Annotated in this window: 13 protein-coding genes; 5 read left to right on the forward strand and 8 right to left on the reverse strand. The window is 36.0% G+C overall.

The genetic code is table 11. The features are described from left to right. Positions 1 to 27: 27 nt before the first annotated feature. From GON26_RS14040 to GON26_RS14070, 7 genes are all read right to left on the reverse strand, one after another. Positions 28 to 1458, reverse strand: coding sequence for a glycoside hydrolase family 125 protein (locus GON26_RS14040; RefSeq protein ID WP_160375411.1), 1431 nt, complete (start codon positions 1456 to 1458; stop codon positions 28 to 30). 94 nt (positions 1459 to 1552) lie between these two features. Continuing rightward, entirely contained in the window at positions 1553 to 3361 is a 1809-nt protein-coding gene (locus tag GON26_RS14045; protein ID WP_160375412.1) for a glycoside hydrolase family 2 protein, read from the reverse strand. Positions 3362 to 3530: 169 nt separating this feature from the next. After that, positions 3531 to 4712, reverse strand: coding sequence for a glycoside hydrolase family 76 protein (locus tag GON26_RS14050; protein ID WP_160375413.1), 1182 nt, complete (start codon positions 4710 to 4712; stop codon positions 3531 to 3533). 61 nt (positions 4713 to 4773) lie between these two features. After that, positions 4774 to 5895, reverse strand: a complete 1122-nt coding sequence (locus GON26_RS14055) for a SusE domain-containing protein (RefSeq protein ID WP_160375414.1) — start codon at positions 5893 to 5895, stop codon at positions 4774 to 4776. A 25-nt stretch (positions 5896 to 5920) separates the two neighbouring features. Then, the gene (locus GON26_RS14060; protein WP_160375415.1) at positions 5921 to 7546 is read right to left on the reverse strand and encodes a RagB/SusD family nutrient uptake outer membrane protein; all 1626 of its coding nucleotides are present in this window, start codon (positions 7544 to 7546) and stop codon (positions 5921 to 5923) included. Between the two features lie 11 nt (positions 7547 to 7557). Further along, positions 7558 to 10662, reverse strand: a complete 3105-nt coding sequence (locus tag GON26_RS14065) for a SusC/RagA family TonB-linked outer membrane protein (protein WP_160375416.1) — start codon at positions 10660 to 10662, stop codon at positions 7558 to 7560. A 581-nt stretch (positions 10663 to 11243) separates the two neighbouring features. Then, complete coding sequence (locus GON26_RS14070; protein WP_160375417.1) at positions 11244 to 12182, reverse strand: ROK family protein; 939 nt, start codon at positions 12180 to 12182, stop codon at positions 11244 to 11246. 451 nt (positions 12183 to 12633) lie between these two features. On the opposite strand from GON26_RS14070, the gene GON26_RS14075 reads away from it, so the two are divergent. Beyond that, the gene (locus GON26_RS14075) at positions 12634 to 13662 is read left to right on the forward strand and encodes a proline iminopeptidase-family hydrolase (protein WP_160375418.1); all 1029 of its coding nucleotides are present in this window, start codon (positions 12634 to 12636) and stop codon (positions 13660 to 13662) included. Between the two features lie 527 nt (positions 13663 to 14189). Here GON26_RS14075 and GON26_RS14080 read toward each other — a convergent pair. Next, on the reverse strand, positions 14190 to 15194 hold the full coding sequence (locus tag GON26_RS14080) for an LLM class flavin-dependent oxidoreductase (protein ID WP_160375419.1): 1005 nt from the start codon (positions 15192 to 15194) through the stop codon (positions 14190 to 14192). 184 nt (positions 15195 to 15378) lie between these two features. On the opposite strand from GON26_RS14080, the gene GON26_RS14085 reads away from it, so the two are divergent. The 4 genes from GON26_RS14085 to GON26_RS14100 all read left to right on the forward strand — a co-directional run bounded on the left by GON26_RS14085 (position 15379) and on the right by GON26_RS14100 (position 20640). Next, complete coding sequence (locus tag GON26_RS14085; RefSeq protein ID WP_160375420.1) at positions 15379 to 15894, forward strand: DUF2975 domain-containing protein; 516 nt, start codon at positions 15379 to 15381, stop codon at positions 15892 to 15894. Positions 15895 to 15896: 2 nt separating this feature from the next. Then, on the forward strand, positions 15897 to 16103 hold the full coding sequence (locus GON26_RS14090) for a helix-turn-helix domain-containing protein (protein WP_160375421.1): 207 nt from the start codon (positions 15897 to 15899) through the stop codon (positions 16101 to 16103). A gap of 111 nt (positions 16104 to 16214) precedes the next feature. Then, positions 16215 to 17099 (forward strand): ABC transporter ATP-binding protein, encoded by an 885-nt coding sequence (locus tag GON26_RS14095; RefSeq protein WP_160375422.1) that lies wholly within the window; start codon positions 16215 to 16217, stop codon positions 17097 to 17099. Between the two features lie 4 nt (positions 17100 to 17103). Then, positions 17104 to 20640 carry an ABC transporter permease/M1 family aminopeptidase gene (locus GON26_RS14100; protein ID WP_160375423.1) on the forward strand — a complete coding sequence of 1179 codons (3537 nt, stop codon included), beginning with the start codon at positions 17104 to 17106 and terminating at the stop codon, positions 20638 to 20640. The last annotated feature ends 29 nt before the right edge of the window (positions 20641 to 20669 follow it).

Raw genomic sequence — 20669 nt, forward strand, 5'->3', positions numbered from 1 at the left:
ATAAAAATTAAAACTTATTATAAATAATTATAGTTCAAGTAGTTTTGGATGTTTTTGATAGGTATCCCACAAAAGTTCTCCAAATAAAGTATTCGTCCAGGCAAACCATGATCTGGTGAAATTTTTAGCATCATCTTTATGAAAAGATTCGTGCATAAAACCAGTATCACCGTGAGAGGCTTTAAGCATTTTTATACAGTCTTTTATTTCATTTGGATCCGATGTGGTGTAGGCTCTCATCACTAATGACATTGGCCAGATCATGTCCATCCCAACGTGAGGTCCTCCAACTCCTTCAGCTACTTTCCCTTTAAAGAAAAATGGATTGTCTTCTGAAAGTATAAATTTTCTGGTGTTTTGATACGTTGGATTATTCACATCAATGGCATCTAAATAAGGAAGACTTAGTAAACTAGGCACATTTGAATCATCCATAAGTAAGTGGCCTCCAAAACCATCTACTTCAAAAGCAAAAATATCTCCGTATTTAGGATGTTTAACAACTCCGTATTGCTTAATCGCCTGATCTACTTCATCAGCTAAAGCTCTTAATTCTTTGGCTCCAGCCGAATCCTTTTTAATCGTTTCCAGCATTTCTGCAGCTTGTTTCATACTCGCTACAATAAAAAAGTTGGATGGAATCAGAAAAGAAAAAACAGTAGCATCATCACTTGGTCTAAAAGCCGAACATACTAAACCAACTGGTTTTACAGGATATCCATAACCTTTTAGCGGTCTTGTATCGGTAGCAAATTGTGTTGTTCTTTGAAAAGTGTATGGATTTTTACCATCTTTTTGCTGCTGGTCTTTAAATACCTGAAGTGTTGTTTGAATGGCTTTTACCCAATTTTCATCAAATGGAGAAGTGTCTCCGGTGTTTTTCCAATAATTATAAGCCAGTCGGATAGGATAACAAAGTGAATCAATTTCGTATTTTCTTTCGTGAACACCCGGTTTCATATCGGTATGATCTGTTGTCCACTCTCCTTTTTTGTTCGGATCATTATAAAAGGCATTCGCATACGGATCCTTCAAAATATATTCTGTCTGTCTGTTGATAACACCTGCAATCAGGTTTTTCAATTTTGCATCTTTACCGGCAAAAGCCATATAAGGCCATACCTGTGCAGAACTGTCTCTCAGCCACATGGCATCAATATCTCCAGTGATTACATACGTATCAGGCCTTCCGTTTTTCTGCGAATAGGTTACCGTAGTATCAAGGGTATTTGGAAAACAGTTATTAAAAAGCCATCCCAATTCTTTATCTTTTACGTTTTTTTGAAATTCTGCTATTGTTTTCTCAATAAATTCACTTTCAAAATTCCTTTTACCTTTAACAACTCTCACTACAGGAAAATCTTTTACCATTTTACTTCCGGCAATTATTTCTGTAGGGTCGATAAGAGCTAAACTGCTAAATAAAACTGTGTTCTGGATAAATTTTCTTCTTTGCATTGTTTTATACTTTTATAATTTGATTTTGTACTATATTAATTTGGTCAAATGTGATTGCTGCTTATAAACTGAAAACTATTTTTCTCTTTTTAAATTAATTATGAATCGAATTAATAACTTCCTTATTTATCTGATTCACTTCAGAAAAATTCATTTTATCAACCTTGCGGTCATAGGTCATAAAACCATTTACTTCACCTTCTACATCGGTCGTCTGCGTATATACTGCTGCCGAAAAACCTGATTTAGAAAGTACCTTTAATTGCTCTGCATATTCTCTGTATTTTGCAGTAGTCTCCTCAATATTTTTAAATTGAGTGTATCCCCAATTTTTATCTGTTTGCCACAAATGTCCCGTAACCGGAAGGCCTATTCCTCCATATTCACCTAAAACTGTAATTCTGCGTGCGTCATACAATTTCAATTCTGGACCCGGATAATGGTGAATATCTAATATATCTCCCGTTTGAAAATGATTTCCTCCGCTTGATGAATTTACTAATCGGCTTGGGTCATGATTTTTAGTCCATTCTGTAATTTCAACAGTCTTGAATTGTCCCCAGGCTTCGTTAAACGGAACCCACACCACAATACTTGGATAAGAATATAAATGGTCCATAATCTCCCTCCACTCTTTTTTATAAGTTTCCTCAGATTGTGCCGTTCTTTTCAGTTCATTCGCATCAAAATATTTGTGCATTTGCCAGATCGGGCCTTCATCACCATTAGGCATATCCTGCCAGACTAAGATACCCATTTTATCACAATGTGTGTACCATCTTGCCGGTTCTACTTTGACATGTTTTCTGATCATGTTAAAACCTAATTCTTTTGTTCTCAAAAGATCATATTGTAATGCTTCATCTGTAGGCGCTGTGTATAATCCGTCAGGCCACCAACCCTGATCCAGAGGACCAAACTGAAAACAATCTTTATTATTAAGCTGCATTCTCACAATTCCGTTGCTATCCCTTTTTGAAGAAATTTTACGCATTGCGAAATAACTTTTTACCTCATCGGTTGCTTTTCCTCCGCTGATAAGAGTAACTTTTATATCATATAAAAAAGGCGCATCCGGCGACCATAATTTTGGGTTATCAATAGGAATTTCTAAAGACTGACCTACCACGCCTTTCTCTGATGCTATTTTTTTGGCACCATCAAATACCGTAATTTCAATAATATCTCCTACCGAGCTTCCTTCAACTTCTGTCGCAATATTGATTGTATTGCGATCAATGTCTGGCGTTGTTCTCAGGTTGTTAATGTGTTTTTTGCTCACGGGTTCTAACCAAACCGTCTGCCAAATTCCCGTTACGGGTGTGTACCAGATTCCTTCCGGATTTTTGACTTGTTTACCTCTTGGCTGGGTTCCGTCACTGGTTGGATCCCAGACTTTAACTACTAATTTTTGAGATTTTCCGTTTAAGAAAGGTGTTATATTAAAACTAAAAGGCGTGAATCCTCCGGTATGTGTTCCGATTTTTATATCATTCACCCAAACTTCTGTCTTCCAGTCAACGGCTCCAAAATGCAATAAAATATCTTTATTTTTCCAATTCGCATTAATTGTAAAATGGGTTTCATACCATACTTCGTTTTCTGAACCAACTTTTTTCATTACACCTGAAAGGCTTGATTCAACAGCAAAAGGAACGAGTATTTTTCCATCGTATCCTTTTGGCGCTGTTTGGCCTGTAGGTTGTATTGCGTAGTTCCATAAACCGTTAAGATTTTTCCATTGCGTTCTTTCCATTATAGGCCTTGGATATTCCGGAAGCGGATTATTCGGATCTACCTGCTCAGCCCATTTTGTTTTAATTTTATCTCCTTGAGGGCTCCATTGTGAAAAGGATGTAAACCCTATGAAAAGAAAAAAAATAATTGTGATTTTATTCTTCATTATACTTTTTTATTTTTTTTTTGAAAGTGCCAAAAATGCTTTTCAATGGCTATTTTAATGTCGTCATTGTTTTGTATCCTATTTCGTCAACCGATAAATAGTATAAAACCTGAAGGCTGTTTATTTCCTTCAGGTACTACAAATTACTAAAAAAATACTACTTAATTAATTAATCAAAAAATCCATCTTTATCAAGCTTGGCTGCTGCCTCTATTAGCATAACACCGCTCAATTGAGTTGTTAAATCTACATTTCCTCCGGCAGAAGGTGCTACTTTCCAGTTATTTCCGGAAAGCATCGAAGGTCTTAAAATTCCTTTTTTATAAAATGATTGTGCGTTAAATTTCATGAACGCTGCAAATTTCTCTGTATCTGTAGAGTTAATCGTTGGGTGTTCTGTAAGCTCTGTAAAATAACGTACTAAAATACCTTTGAATAATCCTCCGTCTCCCTGACCTTCATCTCTAAGAAGCCCTTCAGAAACTAATTTAGGACTCGTTAGAACCGATCTTCCTGACTTTACAGCATCATCCAGATACGTCTGCTCATTTGTTGCTTTGTATAATCTTAAACCAGCCCCTATCCATGTACCCATATTATAGGTAAAAACCCAGTCTTTATTAGTCACAATTTCGCCATTTACCTCCGAAATATTATCCCAAACCAAACCAGAAACAGGATCTACAAGATTATTCTTTTGCCATGCATAAATTTTCTTAGCCCATTCTAAATCATCAGCATCGTTATCAATTTCGTACAATCTCATAGCAAGAATTACAGCAGGCCCGTTTGATACCGCATTTTTTTGTTTCGGTGTATCTTGTTTCCAGGTGATACCTCCTCCAAAAACATCACTCCAGCTCAATTTTAATCTTTCCCATAAAAAATCGGCAACCTCTTTATATTCCTGATCGTCTGTTGCTGCATAAGCACGAAGGCATGAATTTGCAAGCCAAAGCATATCATCATTAAAAACATTGTTGTAGGTATTTCCGTTTTTAACTTTAATTCCCTGCACCAATGCTTTCATTTTGGTTTTGTAATTTTCGTCACCTGTTCTTAAATAACCGTCAACAAGAACGTCAAGAACGTGTGCATTTGGCCAATAATGAAAAGTACTGTTTCCGGTATTGTTTTGCACAAAAGTTCCATTAGATCCTAAATAATTATTATAGGTAGAAAGCTGTAACGAGTCTGCAGTTTGTGCCCAGGTATATTTAAACTCAGGTCCCACTGTTCCGTTTGGGTCTCGCAACGGAATGGGATCATCCTCACATGATGTAGTCAATAACCCGAATCCTATTACGCAAAGCCAAATGACACTTAAACGTGTTGAAAATAATTTTTTCATAATATATTTCATTTAATAAAACGTCTCTCCAAGATCCTCTTAAAGAGACGTTATGGGTTATTTATAGAATTGTGAAACTGTGTGTGTATGCCGGTGAAGCTGCGCTAAAATTAATTTCAGCATTTACATTACTATTATCTACAGCAGTTGCAAATTTGAAACAGTTATTCCAATAATCACTCGTTACAGGCACCATGTACCAGAATGAAGCTGGTGTATTAGCATCCGGTCTGTTGTTGTCTCCATTTACACTACCGTACCATTCTTCGCTTGTAGTAGTTCCATTTACAACAGTGAACTTAAATTTATAACGTTCGTCTCTACCCCATGATTCCTGTCTAAAAACAATCGTTTTATTATCAGCTTTCCAGATACCACCTCCAGAATAAGTATATTCAAAAAGGTATTCTCCCATTGGTGGGAACCATAATTCTATTTTTTGAATTTCTGTCATCTTTGTAGAACCGTCACTAAAATCAACGCTAATTTTATAGACTTTGCTTTCTCCTGTATAAGTTGTTGCGCCATCTTGTTTTAAGTCGCCTTCGTTAATGTAAAATACCTCTGGAGTACCATTTTTTCTGGTGATGAATTTATAGCTTCCTGCTTGCAGTTTTGTATAAATTTCAAAAGTTGTGGCACCTACTTTTTTGAAGGCTTGTGCATTAGCTACAGTTTCGCCTGTTTCAGAACCTGTACCTGTAATAAACAACTGGTCAGGAGTTGGGAATCCGCCTGGTCTTTGTACTTCGATAATACCCGAAACACTTGATTTCTGAACATTAAGTCCTTTAGACGAATATACAGTCCATTTTAGTTTTCCGATAGTTTCAGATTCTATACCTGCCAATCCGGCAATTTTGTTTAGCTCTGTAAAAGAAAGATTAAGTGTTTTTTGAAACCCTTTTCCATCAGAAGGCATCACATAAATCGGATTTGAGAAATCTCCGTTTTCACGGTCAAAAACAACATCATAAAGTACAACGCCATTATCTTCGGCTTTAGCTCCTTCCCATTCGAATATGGCAGAACTCTGTGCGCCAAGATCATAAAATTTGTTATTAGCCGGCGAATAAAGAGCATTTACTGCACTTACATTAGTATGACTCATTTCGTCATTATCGCAGCTTACAAGAAATACTGTACACAGTATTAATACTAATTTTGAATATATATTTTTCATGTTTTTATTTTTAGGTTAGTTAGTTTTACCAGTTTGGATTTTGAGATAAATTCGTATTAATCAAACGTTCATCTCTTGGTATTGGCCATAAATAATGTTTTTCAGGATCAAAAGTTCTTAGGTTTACTCTTAAATATCCATTGTCTATAGACGACACCCCGAATTTAGCTCCGTGTGCATATCCATTTAAAACATCTTCTGCAATTTTCCATCTTCTGATGTCAAAGATTCTAAGACCTTCCATAGCAAATTCTACACGTCTCTCATTTCTTATTACTTCTTTAAGTCCGGCTTGTCCTAATGCACTATTATAATTTAAAGCTGCCGCATCTGTAAAACCTGCACGAGATCTTAACGCTTTAATGGTTTGATCCCATACTGTACTGTTCATTTGGCTTAGCTCATTTTTAGCCTCTGCATACATCAATAAAATATCGGCATATCTAAACAACATCAAATTTATTCCCGATTTTAAATCTGTTCCATGCTCTACATCATAATATTTACGTGTAAAATATCCGGTAGGTGTCGAAGAAGACCCCTGAACAAATTCATCAGGACGATTGTCTGTAGGTGAAGAACCTGGCTTAATATAAATAATACGTGAACTACCATCAGCATCTTTCCAGTTGTACTGATCATACACTACAGTACCGGTAAGTCTTGGATCTCTGTTTGTGTAAGGATCATTTTCATTATAACCTGATCCGGTTTCGTTAATTCTTTTTCCGTTAAGCATTAGATAACTATCTACTAATTCCTGAGTGGGAGCCAGCGCATTTAATCTTGCTCCAGCAGAAATGGGTGCCATATCAAAAAATTCGCCCCATGTTCTGTCTATTGGTACATATTGTAAACTCAGAATATCTTCGCTGTTGTATTCATTCGCCTGTTGAAAAAGACCTTCGTAAGAAGGAAACAAACTATATGTTCCGTAAGCCGAAGCCATAAATTGCTGTGTAACCTGAATTACATCTTCCCATCTTCCTTCGTATAAAAGTACTCTTGCTTTTAAGGCAACTGCAGCTCCCATTGTAATTTTTCCTCTGTCTGTAGTAGCAATCTGAGTGTTTTTTGGTAATGTTGGAATAACAGCATCCAATTCACTTAATACATATTGAATTACCTCTGCATGTGAAGTTCTGCTTATGGATACCGCTTCTTCAAGAGAAGGGTCTTTCTTTAAAAGTGGAATATCTCCAAACCATGTAGTTAACTGAAAATGTTGGAAAGCTCTCAAAAAACGAGCCTCTGCTTTCATTCTGGCAATTACCCCAGGATCTGCATTTGGTACTTTGTCTATATTTTCTAATAAAAGATTACAGGATTTAATTCCGCCGTATCTTTCATTCCATTCTTCTTTTATTCTCCCTAACGAAGGATCATAAATTCCAGCTCCAATAGAAGCCGCACCAGCATTGTCTCCTCTTCCGTTATAAGCATTATCAGATAAAGCTTCGTTATAAAAGAAATATTGACTCTTCTGCATTTGCGAATAAGCTGTATTCAGCATCAATTGAGCCTTCTCTACACTAGTCCAGTAATTAGAATCTGTAAATCGGTCTTCTGGTGCCTGGTCCAGATCTTCGCAGCTTACCAGTAGTAAGAATACTAATGGTACGAATTTTATGTGTTTAAATATATTTTTCATTTTGATTTTTTTTAAAAGCTAATATCAATACCCATTCCGTAATACACCTGCGTAGGATAAGCTCTTCCGCTGTTTGCCCCCGAGGTTGACATGCTGTTGTTGAATTCAGAAAGTTCCGGATCAACAAATTTAACTTTAGATAATGTAAGCAGGTTTTGTCCTGACACATAAACACGGAATCTGCTCATTCCTAATTTTTCAGCTACATCATTTGATAATGAATAACCTAACTGCACATTTTTAAGTCTTGCATAAGCTCCGTCATACAAATACATATCTGAACCTCGTCTGAAGTTGTTTGTATTTGATTGTGAACCGTTGTTGGCAAGACGCGGATATCTGGCATCCGGATTTTGAGGTGTCCAGTAGTCTAACTGATGCGTGTACATCGTCATACCGTAATTATAATGAAATGGCTCTACAAGCTCTCCTCTGATCATCATTGTTCTTTTTCCTACTCCTTGTAAAAAGATGCTCAGGTCGAAATTTTTATAATCGATATTGTAGGTTACACCGAAAGTATATCGTGGAAAAGGGTTTCCAAAGACAAATTTATCGTTATCGTCAATTTTTCCATCTTTATTCGCATCCACATAACGGTTGTCACCTGGCTGTACCGTTAAACCTTCCGGAACGGCTGCTCCCTGAATTTCTTCGACATTCTGGAAATACCCATCTCTTTTTAATCCAACATAAGAATTAAAAGGAAGCCCTTCACGAAGAAGCACCTGAAGCTCTTCAACACCTGTTAGTTTTTCCTGACCGTTAAAATCAAGTACTTTGTTTTTAGAATCACCAAAATTAACTGTCAGACTTTGATTTACTTCTTTTCCACTATGTCTGTAGGTCGCGCTAATTTCCCATCCTCTGTTACCTACTTTAGCGGCATTAAAATCAGGAAGCGATGTTCCGTAAACACCTGGTACCTGAGGCGGAACAAGGATATCCGATGTAACTTTATCAAAAAAGTCGAATGAAACTGATAAAGCTCCTTTAAAGAAATCAGCATCAAGTCCGATGTTAAAAGTAGCTGCTTTTTCCCATTGAAGATCAGGATTTGCAAAGTTAAATCCTGCACCGCTTAGACCGTTATTATCAAATCCGTAAGCGTTCTGAAAAGAAAAGTAGGTCGTTTGATATTGATAATTACCAACATTTTGATTTCCAAGAATTCCGTAAGAAGATCGTAATTTAATATTTCCTACATTATTACTGTAGCTTTCCATGAAATCTTCTTTTGTTAAAGCATATCCAAGAGTCGCAGACGGAAAGAATCCCCATCGTACTTCATCTCTGAATTTTGAAGAACCATCATATCTGAAACTGAATTCTGCAAAATATTTTTCTTTAAAATCATAAGAAACACGGCCAAATAAAGAATTTAAACTGTTTTTTGGAGAAGCAGGATTTTTATTAGGATCGCTTCCGTTTGAGTTATACGAATCCTCTCCTATAACGGTTTCACTGGTTGGCGTTCCAAGATCAGGATCTGTAAATTTTTTATAGATACCAATTCGACGCTCTGAATGATTTTCGTTAGAAACCCCAATCAAAGCTCCCACATTATGGTTATCAAATTGCTTGTTATATTCCAGCATAAACTGCGTATTCAGATCAAGGGCTTTTATAGTTTCATCTCGGGTATCACGATCAGCTCCATAAATTCCTTGTGGCGCAAACTGAACCGTTTTTACTCTGCTGAACATGCTTCCGTTCCATAAACGTCCTCCAAAAACACCTTTAACTTTTAAGGAATTTGTTAACTTGAATTCTGCATTTAAAGCTCCAAAAACATCATCATTATCATATTTTCTAAAACCGCCCTGCTCCAAAATTCCTAAAGAATTAAATTGCTGCAACACATCGTTTGTCAGGTAATTACCGTTTTCGTCTTTTTGATTGTAATATAACGGAACCCTGAAAGCATCCACCATTAAAGTACTGGTGTTCGAGGAGTGATCATTAATTATTTGTTTTGAATAGGCTAAAGTCGAAGTCAGTTTAAATTTACCATACTCGTTGGTCATATTCATTCTGAAGTTATAACGTTCCATACCTTTGGTAGGGCCTACAAAATTGCTTCCCTGATTTAAATAACCTAAAGAAACTAAATACGTTGAGTTTTCATTTCCACCCGAAATCGAAAGGTTCTGATTAAGCTGTGCTGCAGGTTTTACAATTTCCTTTGCAAACCATTCGGTATCGCCTTTTGCTTTTAAATCTGCAATCTGAGCAGCTGTAAAAACCGCTGTAGTTTCACCTGAATTAAATGCTGCTTCGTTTCGTAACATTGCATTTTCATATCCGTGTACCGGTGCGGTAAAGTATTTTGGTGTATTGAATCCCACAAGGCTGTTATACTGAATAGACATTGGCTTACTTTTACTACCCTTTTTTGTAGTAATAAGAACAACTCCATTACTGGCTCTTGATCCATAAATAGCCGCACTACCAGCATCTTTCAGTACCGAAACACTTTCTATATCAGCAGGATTCAGCGCATTTATGTCACCTCCTACGATACCATCAATAACAATCAATGGGCTGTTATTTCCTAAAGTACTTACCCCTCTGATATTAAGACTAATTCCTGCACCTGGCTCTGAGTTAGTCTGCTGAATGGTTAAACTGGGTGCTTTTCCCTGTAGCGCAAGTGTTGCGTTTACATTTGGTCTTCCTTTAAAAGCCTCATTATTAACCTGATCTACAGCACCAATAACTTTTTTCTTTTTCTGAGTACCATAACCTACTACTACAACTTCATCTAAAGCCGAGACATCTAAGTCCATAGCAACATTTATAACACTTCTGCCATTTACTTTTACCTCAACAGGTTTGTATCCTATCATGGTAAATCGTAAAGTAGCATTACTATTATTTAATGCTATAACATAACGGCCATCAAAATCAGCATTAACTCCGTTTTTGGGGTTACTGACATCAACAATTGAAACTCCCGGTAGAGATAGGTTATCTGAAATAGAAGTAACAACTCCAGTAACCTGAATTTTTTGATTCTGGGCAGCTACATGGTTAAACCCTCCACAAATGAGAAGAAGTGTGAGAAAAAAATGCAGGTAGCGCATTTTTTTGTTTCTGCAATTTGAATGTTTCATCATTAAAAATTTTGGTTAGTTAGTTTTATTGAATTAATACTGTCGTTTAAATTAGCGGATGACGTTTTTAATCTTTTTAAAATTTCGGTAAATTTTAATTGTGATAAACTTCCAAACTGTTTTAACATAATATTATTTCGGAACAAACATACTAAAACGTTTTAGTGAAAAAAAATTTTTTTTACTAAATGTAATTTTAATGTTAATTTTATAAGTAATGCTTCATTTTGACTTGTTTTTTTAAACATCCATTAATAAAATCAAACGAAATCGTTATAAATTCTGTTAAAATAAAACACAACTTTAAGACACACACGGCATAATTTATTATTGGGAATCTATTTTGAAGTCAATTGAGATAAAAAAAATCTGAAATTCAACAAAAGTGTTGAACCTCAGATTTTAGCGAGAAAAAATAAGTAGTAAAATTCTCTTTTTTATTAGTGCGAATTTGTGAATTGGCGAGTTGATTTTGAATAAGATTTGTAAAAAGTTTCACCAAAATCTATTTTATTCAAAAGTGTAATAATCCATTTTATCAATTGAATATTTATTCCACAAATCAAATTAAAGCTGACAGTTTAAAAATAAGGCAGCTCTTCTTTTAATCGTTCCCAAAAAACTTCATTATACAAATAACTTGAACCCAGAATACTGGTCTGTTCTGTATTTTCGATAATAGAAATGTTTAAGTTAATATTTTTGCTTTTTAAATTTTCCTGGAATTTAGATAAAAAGAATCTATGTGACTTAGCGATATTCCCTCCTATAATGAGTAAATCTGCATCAAAATTTATAATAAAAGGTGCCAGAAATTCGCTTAAATTATTCGCAAAATCATCAAATATGGTAGCGGTTGCGTAATTTTCGATACCTGCAATTTCCTTTACTCCATCTGTTAATTTATCTCCGGTAATACTTTCGTACTGATTTAAAAACCATCTGGTCGAAAAATAGTTGTCTGCGATACTGCCTTTAAACAGCTTATCCCATAAACAACCGTTATGAGGTACATGATCTCCTTGTGTAACCGGCAATTTGTTATCTAAAAAAGCAGCTCCAAAACCCGTTCCTAAAGTAATGGCAATTGCTCTTGAACTAACTTCGGATTTCTGCTGAAGTGTTCCTCCTACTCCAAAACAACTAGCGTCGTTAAGAAATCTGAAACTCACCTTTTTTGCAGTTAAATATTTTAGAAGCTCATCTGAAACAGAAACCTTATATAAGGACTCGTATTTATCATTCCCTTCAAACATGGCAATTCCGGTTTCGTATTGAAAAGGGCCTGGCATAGAGAAAGCAATTCCGATCGCAGCATCTGAAGTGTTTAGGACTTGCTGTGCAGCCTGAATGGTTTGATTTATTATTGTTGCCCAATTTTTTATAATACTTTCCATAGAAGCTTTACTGTCAACAGCTCCGCTAAAATATGTTCCTGGAATTATACTAAAATTGTCATTATTAACTGCGCCACAGCTTATATGACTCCCTCCAACATCTACACCTATTGTTATTGCCATTTCTTATTCATTTTAATTATTTTATAAATCAAATTCTCAACCTCTATTCTAATAGCCGATTTTTTAAGCTCAAACTTTCTTCAAACCTAAAAATAAACACTTTAAACAAGCAATACTATATTGTCAAAAAACAATACTAAAAGCCTTAATTGTAATCACTTGGCTGCTCTACCTGTTTTTAATGAACGATAAGTTAAAAACCAAAAAACGGATTCATTAATTAGACAAAAAAATCAGGCAGGCAAATATACTAAAACGTTTTATTAAAAAAATATTTTTTAATCAATTAACACTATTTTACTCATTAAGACTCAACGGCAGATTCAGATTTAAAAAATTGTTGAAGGAAAAAAATGTAATTCCTACTAAGAATTAATTACATTTAGGCAGCCATTAAATTTGTACTTTAGTAAAGCTAAAAACCAAAAAATAACTTTTATTCCAAAAAAATATGCGTCGAATACTTGTATTACTTACCTTTTCTTTTTTAGTATTGATTTCCTGCAAAAAAGAAACTGCTTCTACTCCAGATTTGGTAGATTATTTTAATTATGGAGACACAACCGCAGTTGAATCAGCGGGTGTAAAAATGATTCCCATTAAAACTCCTGTTGGCGATTTTAAAGTCTGGACAAAACGTTTTGGCACAAATCCGAAAATAAAAATACTTCTCCTTCATGGCGGTCCGGCGATGACGCATGAATATATGGAATGCTTCGAAACTTTTTTTCAGCGTGAAGGTTTTGAGTTTTACGAATACGATCAATTGGGTTCCTATTACAGTGATCAGCCAAAAGACAGTACACTCTGGACAACGGAACGTTTTGTCGAAGAAGTAGAACAGGTTCGTAAAGCAATTGGAGCCGACCAGTCTAATTTTTATGTTTTAGGAAATTCCTGGGGCGGAATCCTGGCAATGGAATATGCTCTGAAATATCAAAAAAACCTAAAAGGATTATTGGTTGCAAACATGATGGCGAGTGCTCCAGAATATGGCAAATATGCTGATGAAGTTTTAGCAAAGCAAATGAAACCCGAGGTCTTAACAGAACCAAGAGCTCTGGAAGCGAAGAAAGATTTTGCTAATCCGCGCTATATGGAATTGCTGATTCCGAATTTTTATAAAGAGCATTTATGCCGTTTACAAGAATGGCCGGATGGTTTTAACCGATCTATGAAACATGCCAATGGCGAAGTTTATACGATGATGCAGGGCCCGAGTGAATTTGGAATTAGCGGACGCCTGAAACACTGGGACATCAAAAACCGACTGAAAGAAATCGCGGTTCCGACCCTGATGATTGGTGCAAAATACGACACCATGGATCCAAAAGCAATGGAAGAGCAAAGTAAACTGGTGCAAAAAGGACGTTATTTATACTGCCCTAACGGAAGTCATTTAGCCATGTGGGACGACCAGAAAGTCTTTATGAAAGGCGTAATTCAGTTTGTGAAAGATGTGGATGCTGGAGGGTTTTAAGGACGAAGATTTTAACGCAGAGATTACGGAGTTTTTTCGCAGAGTTTGCAGAGTTTTTAAAAAACGTTTTTATTTGGGGTGAAAAAGTTCGCAAAGCTATATGCAAACTAAATCATCTAATTATATCAGCCCGTTGGGTGTAATTAATAAGAATTTAATTAAACACATAGAAAACATAGATTCTAAGATTTTGAAAAAAGGAAATCAAAAAGAAACTCGTTTCTTCACACATAGTCCCGATAACTATCGGGATGTTTTAATGCAAGTGAAACGCCTTTTTTGAGTTCAATTAGCTATGTTTCTATGTGTTAAAAAATTTCACCCAACGAGTTAATTATATCAAAATCATTCTACTGAAAACAACTGCCCTAGCCCAGATTGAAGTGGAAAGCCCGGAGCAAAAAAAATGTATTTCTTGTTATAAAAAAGCGACTGAAAGAAGCTCTTTTTATGACAATAGAAATACATTTTTTTTGTGAGGACTTGAAACGGAAAGCTGGAATTAGCTCCTAAAAAACTAACTTTTATTAGGTATTCAACCCGTCAATCACTTCTTTGGTGAGCTGGATGCTTTTTAGTTTTGCCTGATGATCAAAGATTGGGCTGGTTGCCATAAGCTCATCAATTTGGGCGTAATCGATAAATTTTTTCAGGTCGGCTGCGAGTTGTTCCGGACTCCCTGCAAACGTACAGGCGGTCATCTGGTTGACATGAAAACGCTCTTCTTCGCTCATAATATCGTCCAGAGACGGCACCGGCGGCTGTAAGCCTTTACGATCGTTTCTGATTAAATTCAGGAACATCTGGTACAAACTTGTCGAAAGAAATTCGGCTTCCTCATTGGTATCGGCTGCGATAATATTAACGCAGGCCATAGTTTTGGGCTTATCCAAATACGGTGAAGGCTGAAAATTCTCGCGGTAAAATTCGAAAGCCTGTATCATTTGGCGTGGTGCAAAATGACCCGCAAAAGCATAAGGCAATCCGTAAGCGGCGGCCAAAGCAGCACTCTCGGTACTGGAACCTAAAATCCAGATGGGAACAGTGGTGCCTTCAGCAGGAAAAGCACGCACTTTTGCCGTGACATTTTCGCCTGAAAAATAATCCTGAAGTTTTGATACGTTTTGCGGAAAACGCTGTGCCTGCTCAAAAAAGTCTTTTCGGATGGCCTCGGCAGTAGGCTGATCGGTTCCCGGAGCGCGCCCTAAACCTAAATCAATACGGTTGGGATAAAGCGTTTCTAAAGTTCCAAATTGCTCTGCCACAATTAAAGGCGAATGGTTAGGTAGCATGATGCCGCCTGAACCTACACGTATATTTTGGGTCTGACTGGCAATATAACCTATCAAAACTACGGTAGCCGTACTGGCAACGTGCGCCATATTGTGATGCTCAGCGAGCCAGAATCGTTTGTATCCTAAAGTATCTGCAAGTTGCGCTATGTCTTTTGTTTTCTGGAAAGTTTCGGAAGCATTGCTATCCTGAGTGATGATAGCGAGTTCTAATATTGAAATTGAAATTGGGTCTTTCATATAAAAAAAATCTTTTTACAAAATTAATTCATTTCCGCCGAAGCCTTTTGCTTTCTACTGTTAATAGAATTATAATGTTTTGCTTCTTTAAAAAACTGAGTGTTAAAATCAAATTTTAATAATTAATTATTGTTTTACGATAATTAATTATACATTTGCAACAACAAATTAAATTTCTGATTCCATGAAGACAACTCATATTGTTTCGAAAATCTTATTTTACATTACGCGTTTTTTAGCATTTGTTTATTTTACTTTAGCGGGTTATTCTTTGCTTGCATTAGCAACTGGCTGGTCGTTACGTTTTAAAGATAACGGCAAATATTTTCAGGTTTGTTATCCTTTTACAGAAAAACCTTTAATGTTAGGCGATTATAATATTCCATATATTATTTTTGATTTTTTAGCGCCTCTAAGTCTTTACGGACTTTTCTTTTTGCTGATCAGCAATGTGTTTAAAGTGTTTTTTCAGCCCAAATTATTTACCCAAAACGGAATCGATCATCTAAGGCGGTTTTATTTAGCTAATTTACTATTGCCCAGTATAACGATATTCCTGGCTTCACTATTTGTTCCTCTGGACAATGAGGTTTCTATTTTTATTGTACTGCATTTTATGCTGGGTGTTTTTGCTTACTTTTTGGCCGCTATTTTCAAGCAGGGATTGAATCTTCAGAACGAACAAGACTTATTTATATAATCATGCCAATAATTGTAAATGTTGATGTAATGCTTGCCAAACGCAAGATGCAAAGTAAAGAATTGGCTGAGAAATTAGGAATTACGCCAGCCAATTTATCCATACTTAAAACCGGCAAGGCCAAAGGAATCCGCTTTGACACCCTGGAAGCCATTTGCCATATTCTGGACTGCCAGCCCGGTGATATTTTAGAGTATGTAAGCGAATAAATTTCAATCTAAATCATTTTTATAATCGGTTTTCTTTTGAAGCCGACAGGCATACTATTGCCTAATTTTTCGAAATACTTATCAGTATCAATCATCTAAATCAATCAAAAAATGAACAGTTTAATCATCAAAAATCTCAGTAAAACCTATGAGAATGATACGCAGGCACTCGCCAATGTATCGCTGGAAATCAATAACGGAATGTTTGGCTTATTGGGTCCCAATGGAGCCGGAAAATCAACTTTAATGCGAACCATTGCCGCTTTGCAGGAACCTTCTTCCGGCAGTATTTCTTTTAACGGAATTGACATTGTGCAAAACCCTAGGTATATCAGGGAAAATATTGGGTATTTGCCACAGGAATTTGGCGTTTATCCTAAAATTTCTGCCTATCGGCTGCTGGATCATCTTGCCGTTTTAAAAGGAATCGTGGATAAAAAAGAAAGACACGATCAGATTTTATATTTACTGCAACAGACCAATTTGCTGCCACATAAAGACAAAGCGGTTCATTCTTTCTCGGGCGGAATGCGTCAGCGGTTTGGAATTGCACAGGCTTTACTTGGCAATCCTAAAATTATTATTGTTGATGAACCCACTGCCGGCCTGGACCCTGAGGAGCGCAACCGGTTCAATAACTTACTAAGTGAAATTGGAGAAAACATCATCGTGCTTTTATCGACTCATATTGTCGAAGACGTTCGCGATTTATGTACCAATATGGCTATTATCTCAAACGGAAAATTGATTCTTGAAGGCCAACCTAATGAGGCAATAGCATCTCTAAAAGATAAAATCTGGATGAAAGCGATTAACAAATCTGAACTGGAGGAATATCAGGCAAATATGACTATTATTTCATCAAACTTAAATTCGGGAAAACTGAATATCCATGTGTTTTCGGAGCAGCAGCCGGATCTGGGTTTCAGCTTAATCGCACCCGATTTAAGTGATGTTTATTTTCGGGTATTAGCTCAAAATCAATTTAAAATATAATGTTATGTTTACAAAATTAATTCAATTTGAATGGCATAACAACACCAGAAACTGGACTTTTTATGCCTCGTTTTTAATTTATTTGGTATTCGGTTATATGGTGGGAGCCTATGCCAATTTTTCGTTTTCAGGCGCGTACAAAAACAGCCCTTATGTGTTAATGTATGCTATTGGTTTAATATCCCTTACCACCATATTCTCTATTACACTACAAGTGGCACAAAGTTTTTTAAAGGCTTATGAAACTAACTTTGACACCCTCATTTTTACAACTCCGGTTTCTAAATTCAATTATTTAGGAAGTCAGTTTATAGTGGCTTTTGCAGTAGCGGTATCTTCATTCGGAATGTTTCTTTTAGGTCTGATGGCGGGACATCAAATGCCCTGGCTGTCCCAAGATGAAATGGGGACTTTTTATCTTATAAATTACCTCTGGCCTTATTTGGTTTTAGTAATTCCGAACATCCTGTTGTGTCTTTCTGTTTTAACCACTTTGGCCTGGATTACCCGAAACAAACTTCTGATTTACGTAGGCGGTTTACTGGTTTACATTTTATATATAGCCGGTTCCCTGTTCTCCAACTCCCCTATTTTTGCAAATGCTTCCCCTTCATCAGCAGCTTCGATGTCACTGGCAGCAAAAGTAGATCCGTTTGGGCTGGCCGCTTTTTTGGAGCAAACACGTTATTGGACCGCTTCTGAAAAAAACAATAATTTACTGGATTTATCAGGTAATTTTCTTTTTAACAGGATACTGTGGATGAGTATTTCTCTGCTTTTAATCCTACTTTCGTATCATTTATTTTCTTTCCGAAAACCAAAAATCAAAAAGATAAAATCTGAAAAAGCTTCTGTATCTTCTAATTCTTTTTCTTCAGAAATACCTAAAAAAATAGAATTCAGAACTTTAAAACATAATGTATTGGTTCTGAAAAGTTTTATAAAAATGGATGTAGCACTTATTTTAAAAGGCATTCCTTTTTTATTGATTGTACTTTTGTTTTCCGGATTGCTTTTAATCGAAATTTCGGATGAAATTGACGGCGGTATCAGAATGGCGCAAAACGTAACTAATACAGCCCTGATGATCAGCACCATCATGGATCGACTGCCTTTTATCTTAATTCTGATTTTGCTTTTTTACAGTAATGAATTACTCAACCGAAGCGAAAGTGCCCGCTTTGAAACGCTCGAAAATACGACTCCTTATCAACAATCAATAATGTTGGCGGCTAAACTCTTTTCATTGCTTACCATGCCATTTGTAATTATTACACTTAGTATTCTAATAGGTTGCGGATTTCAGATCATTCACGGAAATGCTCCGATAGAATTTGGGCTTTACGCTTCTTTATTTTATTATTTAGGCTTCCCTATTTTACTGATTTCTGTAGTTATTCTTTTTATTCAAACGCTCATCCGCAGTAAATATTTAGGGCTGCTTGCGGCTACTATTGTCACTATCCTGATTAGCTCCGTCATTGGAGAACAATTGGGCATTGCACATCCTTTATTGCGTTTTGGAGATGCTTTCAAAAAAGAATATTTCGATTTGAATGGTTTTGGAAATTATACGTTCCCTTTTCATATTTCGATGCTGTATAACACCGGATTGGCATTGCTTCTTTTCACGCTTACTGGTATATTATGGAAAAGAAATACTACCGTTTTAAATACCTTCCGAAGACATTTCTTTAACCCGATTCAAAAAATATCTTTTGTTCTTGGAGGCCTTATTTTTATTGGTTTTGGAAGTTATCTTTTTTATAAAACCAATATCGAATATCCTTATCTTACCAAAGAAGACCAATACAACTGGAGTGAACAATACGAACTGAAATTCAAAAAATATAATGCTTTAGAACAGCCCACAATTATTTCAGTAAAAAGTGATGTGGCTTTGTTTCCGGATCAGAATCGGTATGAGGTAAAAGGAAGTTATGAATTGATCAACAATTCCAAACAACCCATAGAACGTTTGCTGCTTTATATCGATCGTAATTCAAAACTTCTTTCTGTCAGTATCCCGAGTGCCAAACGTATAAAAGACGATGGTAAGTTTCATCATTACTGGTACCAACTGGCAAAACCGCTGAAACCAAAACAAAAAATTAAGATGTCTTTTTCGTTTGAATCTACGTGGTCGCCCTTTAAAGGACACACTGCTTTTAATTCGATTATCGAAAATGGTTCTTTTATGCGAATAAGCCGCTATTATCCTTATTTTGGCTACCAGCCTTCTAATGAAATCAGCAGCAAAAAAGAACGTTTAAAAAGAGATTTAAAACCACAGTCTCCTTTAAAAAAACTAGAAGACAAATCGGTTTCAGCTTATGATTTTATTGACTATGATGCTGTTGTTTCGACATCAGAAAATCAGACCGCAATAGGTGTTGGAGATTTAATTGGCCAATGGAAAAAAGACGATCGCAATTATTTTCATTATCGTTCACACGGAAAAATCCCTTTTAGATTTGCTTTTTCTTCAGCAAGATATCAGCTTAAAAAAATATCTTATAAAGGTATTTCGATCGAAGTTTATTATGATTCCCGACACAGCCGAAACGTTTCGAAACTGATTAAAAACATAAAAAATACGCTGGATTATGTTCAGGGTAATTTTGGAAAATATCCCTATAAAACGATTCGATACGCCGAGATTTCCGCATTTGCTGATGGTTTTGCCGCCACTTCGTATCCTTCGACTGTTTACATGAAAGAGAATTTCGGGTTTTACAGCGACCTCAATCACAAGGACAAAGAAGATATTATCAATCAGTTAACAGCTCATGAACTATCGCATGAATGGTGGGGAAATGCCCAAATCAGCCCGGAAGAAAAAGAAGGCAGCTGGATTTTGACGGAAACTTTGGCGCAATACACCGAATTGATGTTATACGAAAAAGAACACGGTACGGAAAAAGCTTTGGAAACCTTAAAAATTCATTTGGATTTATACCTCAGCAGCAGAAGCTCTGACCCTGAAACCCCTCTTTATAAAACCAATTATGACACGCCGCATTTACCTTACGACAAAGGCATGCTGGTAATGCATCAGCTTAAAATGTTAATTGGCGAAAAAAAGGTAAATCTGGCATTGCACAACTTCTTAAAGCATTATAAATACCCAAATCCTGTTCCGGATTCTGAAGATTTATTAGGTGAAATTTATAACGTTACCACTCCAGAACTGCATCCTAAATTAGAGGAATTGTTTAAAAAAATAATTACTTATTCCTCCAAAGTCATAGCAGTCGAAAGTCATAAAAAGAAAGGAAATTATGAAGTAAATTTTAGAATCAGCACCAAAAAATACAGCGAAAATACGACCGGAAACCGAACACTTATTCCAAATGACGCGACTATTGATATTGGAATTTACGATGAAAACGGAACGCTATTCCATTATCCGTTCTCTATCAAAAATAACGCTGCCGAAGGAAAAATAAAACTTAAAACCAAACCTCAGCGTATTGTAATTGATCCGTATCTAAAAAACATTGACACCTTTATTCAGGATAACGAAAAAGAAATGAATTAGACCAAAAGCGCTCTGTAAACAATGCAGGG

It is taken from the genome of Flavobacterium hydrocarbonoxydans (genome assembly GCF_009789235.1).
Lineage (GTDB): Bacteria > Bacteroidota > Bacteroidia > Flavobacteriales > Flavobacteriaceae > Flavobacterium > Flavobacterium hydrocarbonoxydans.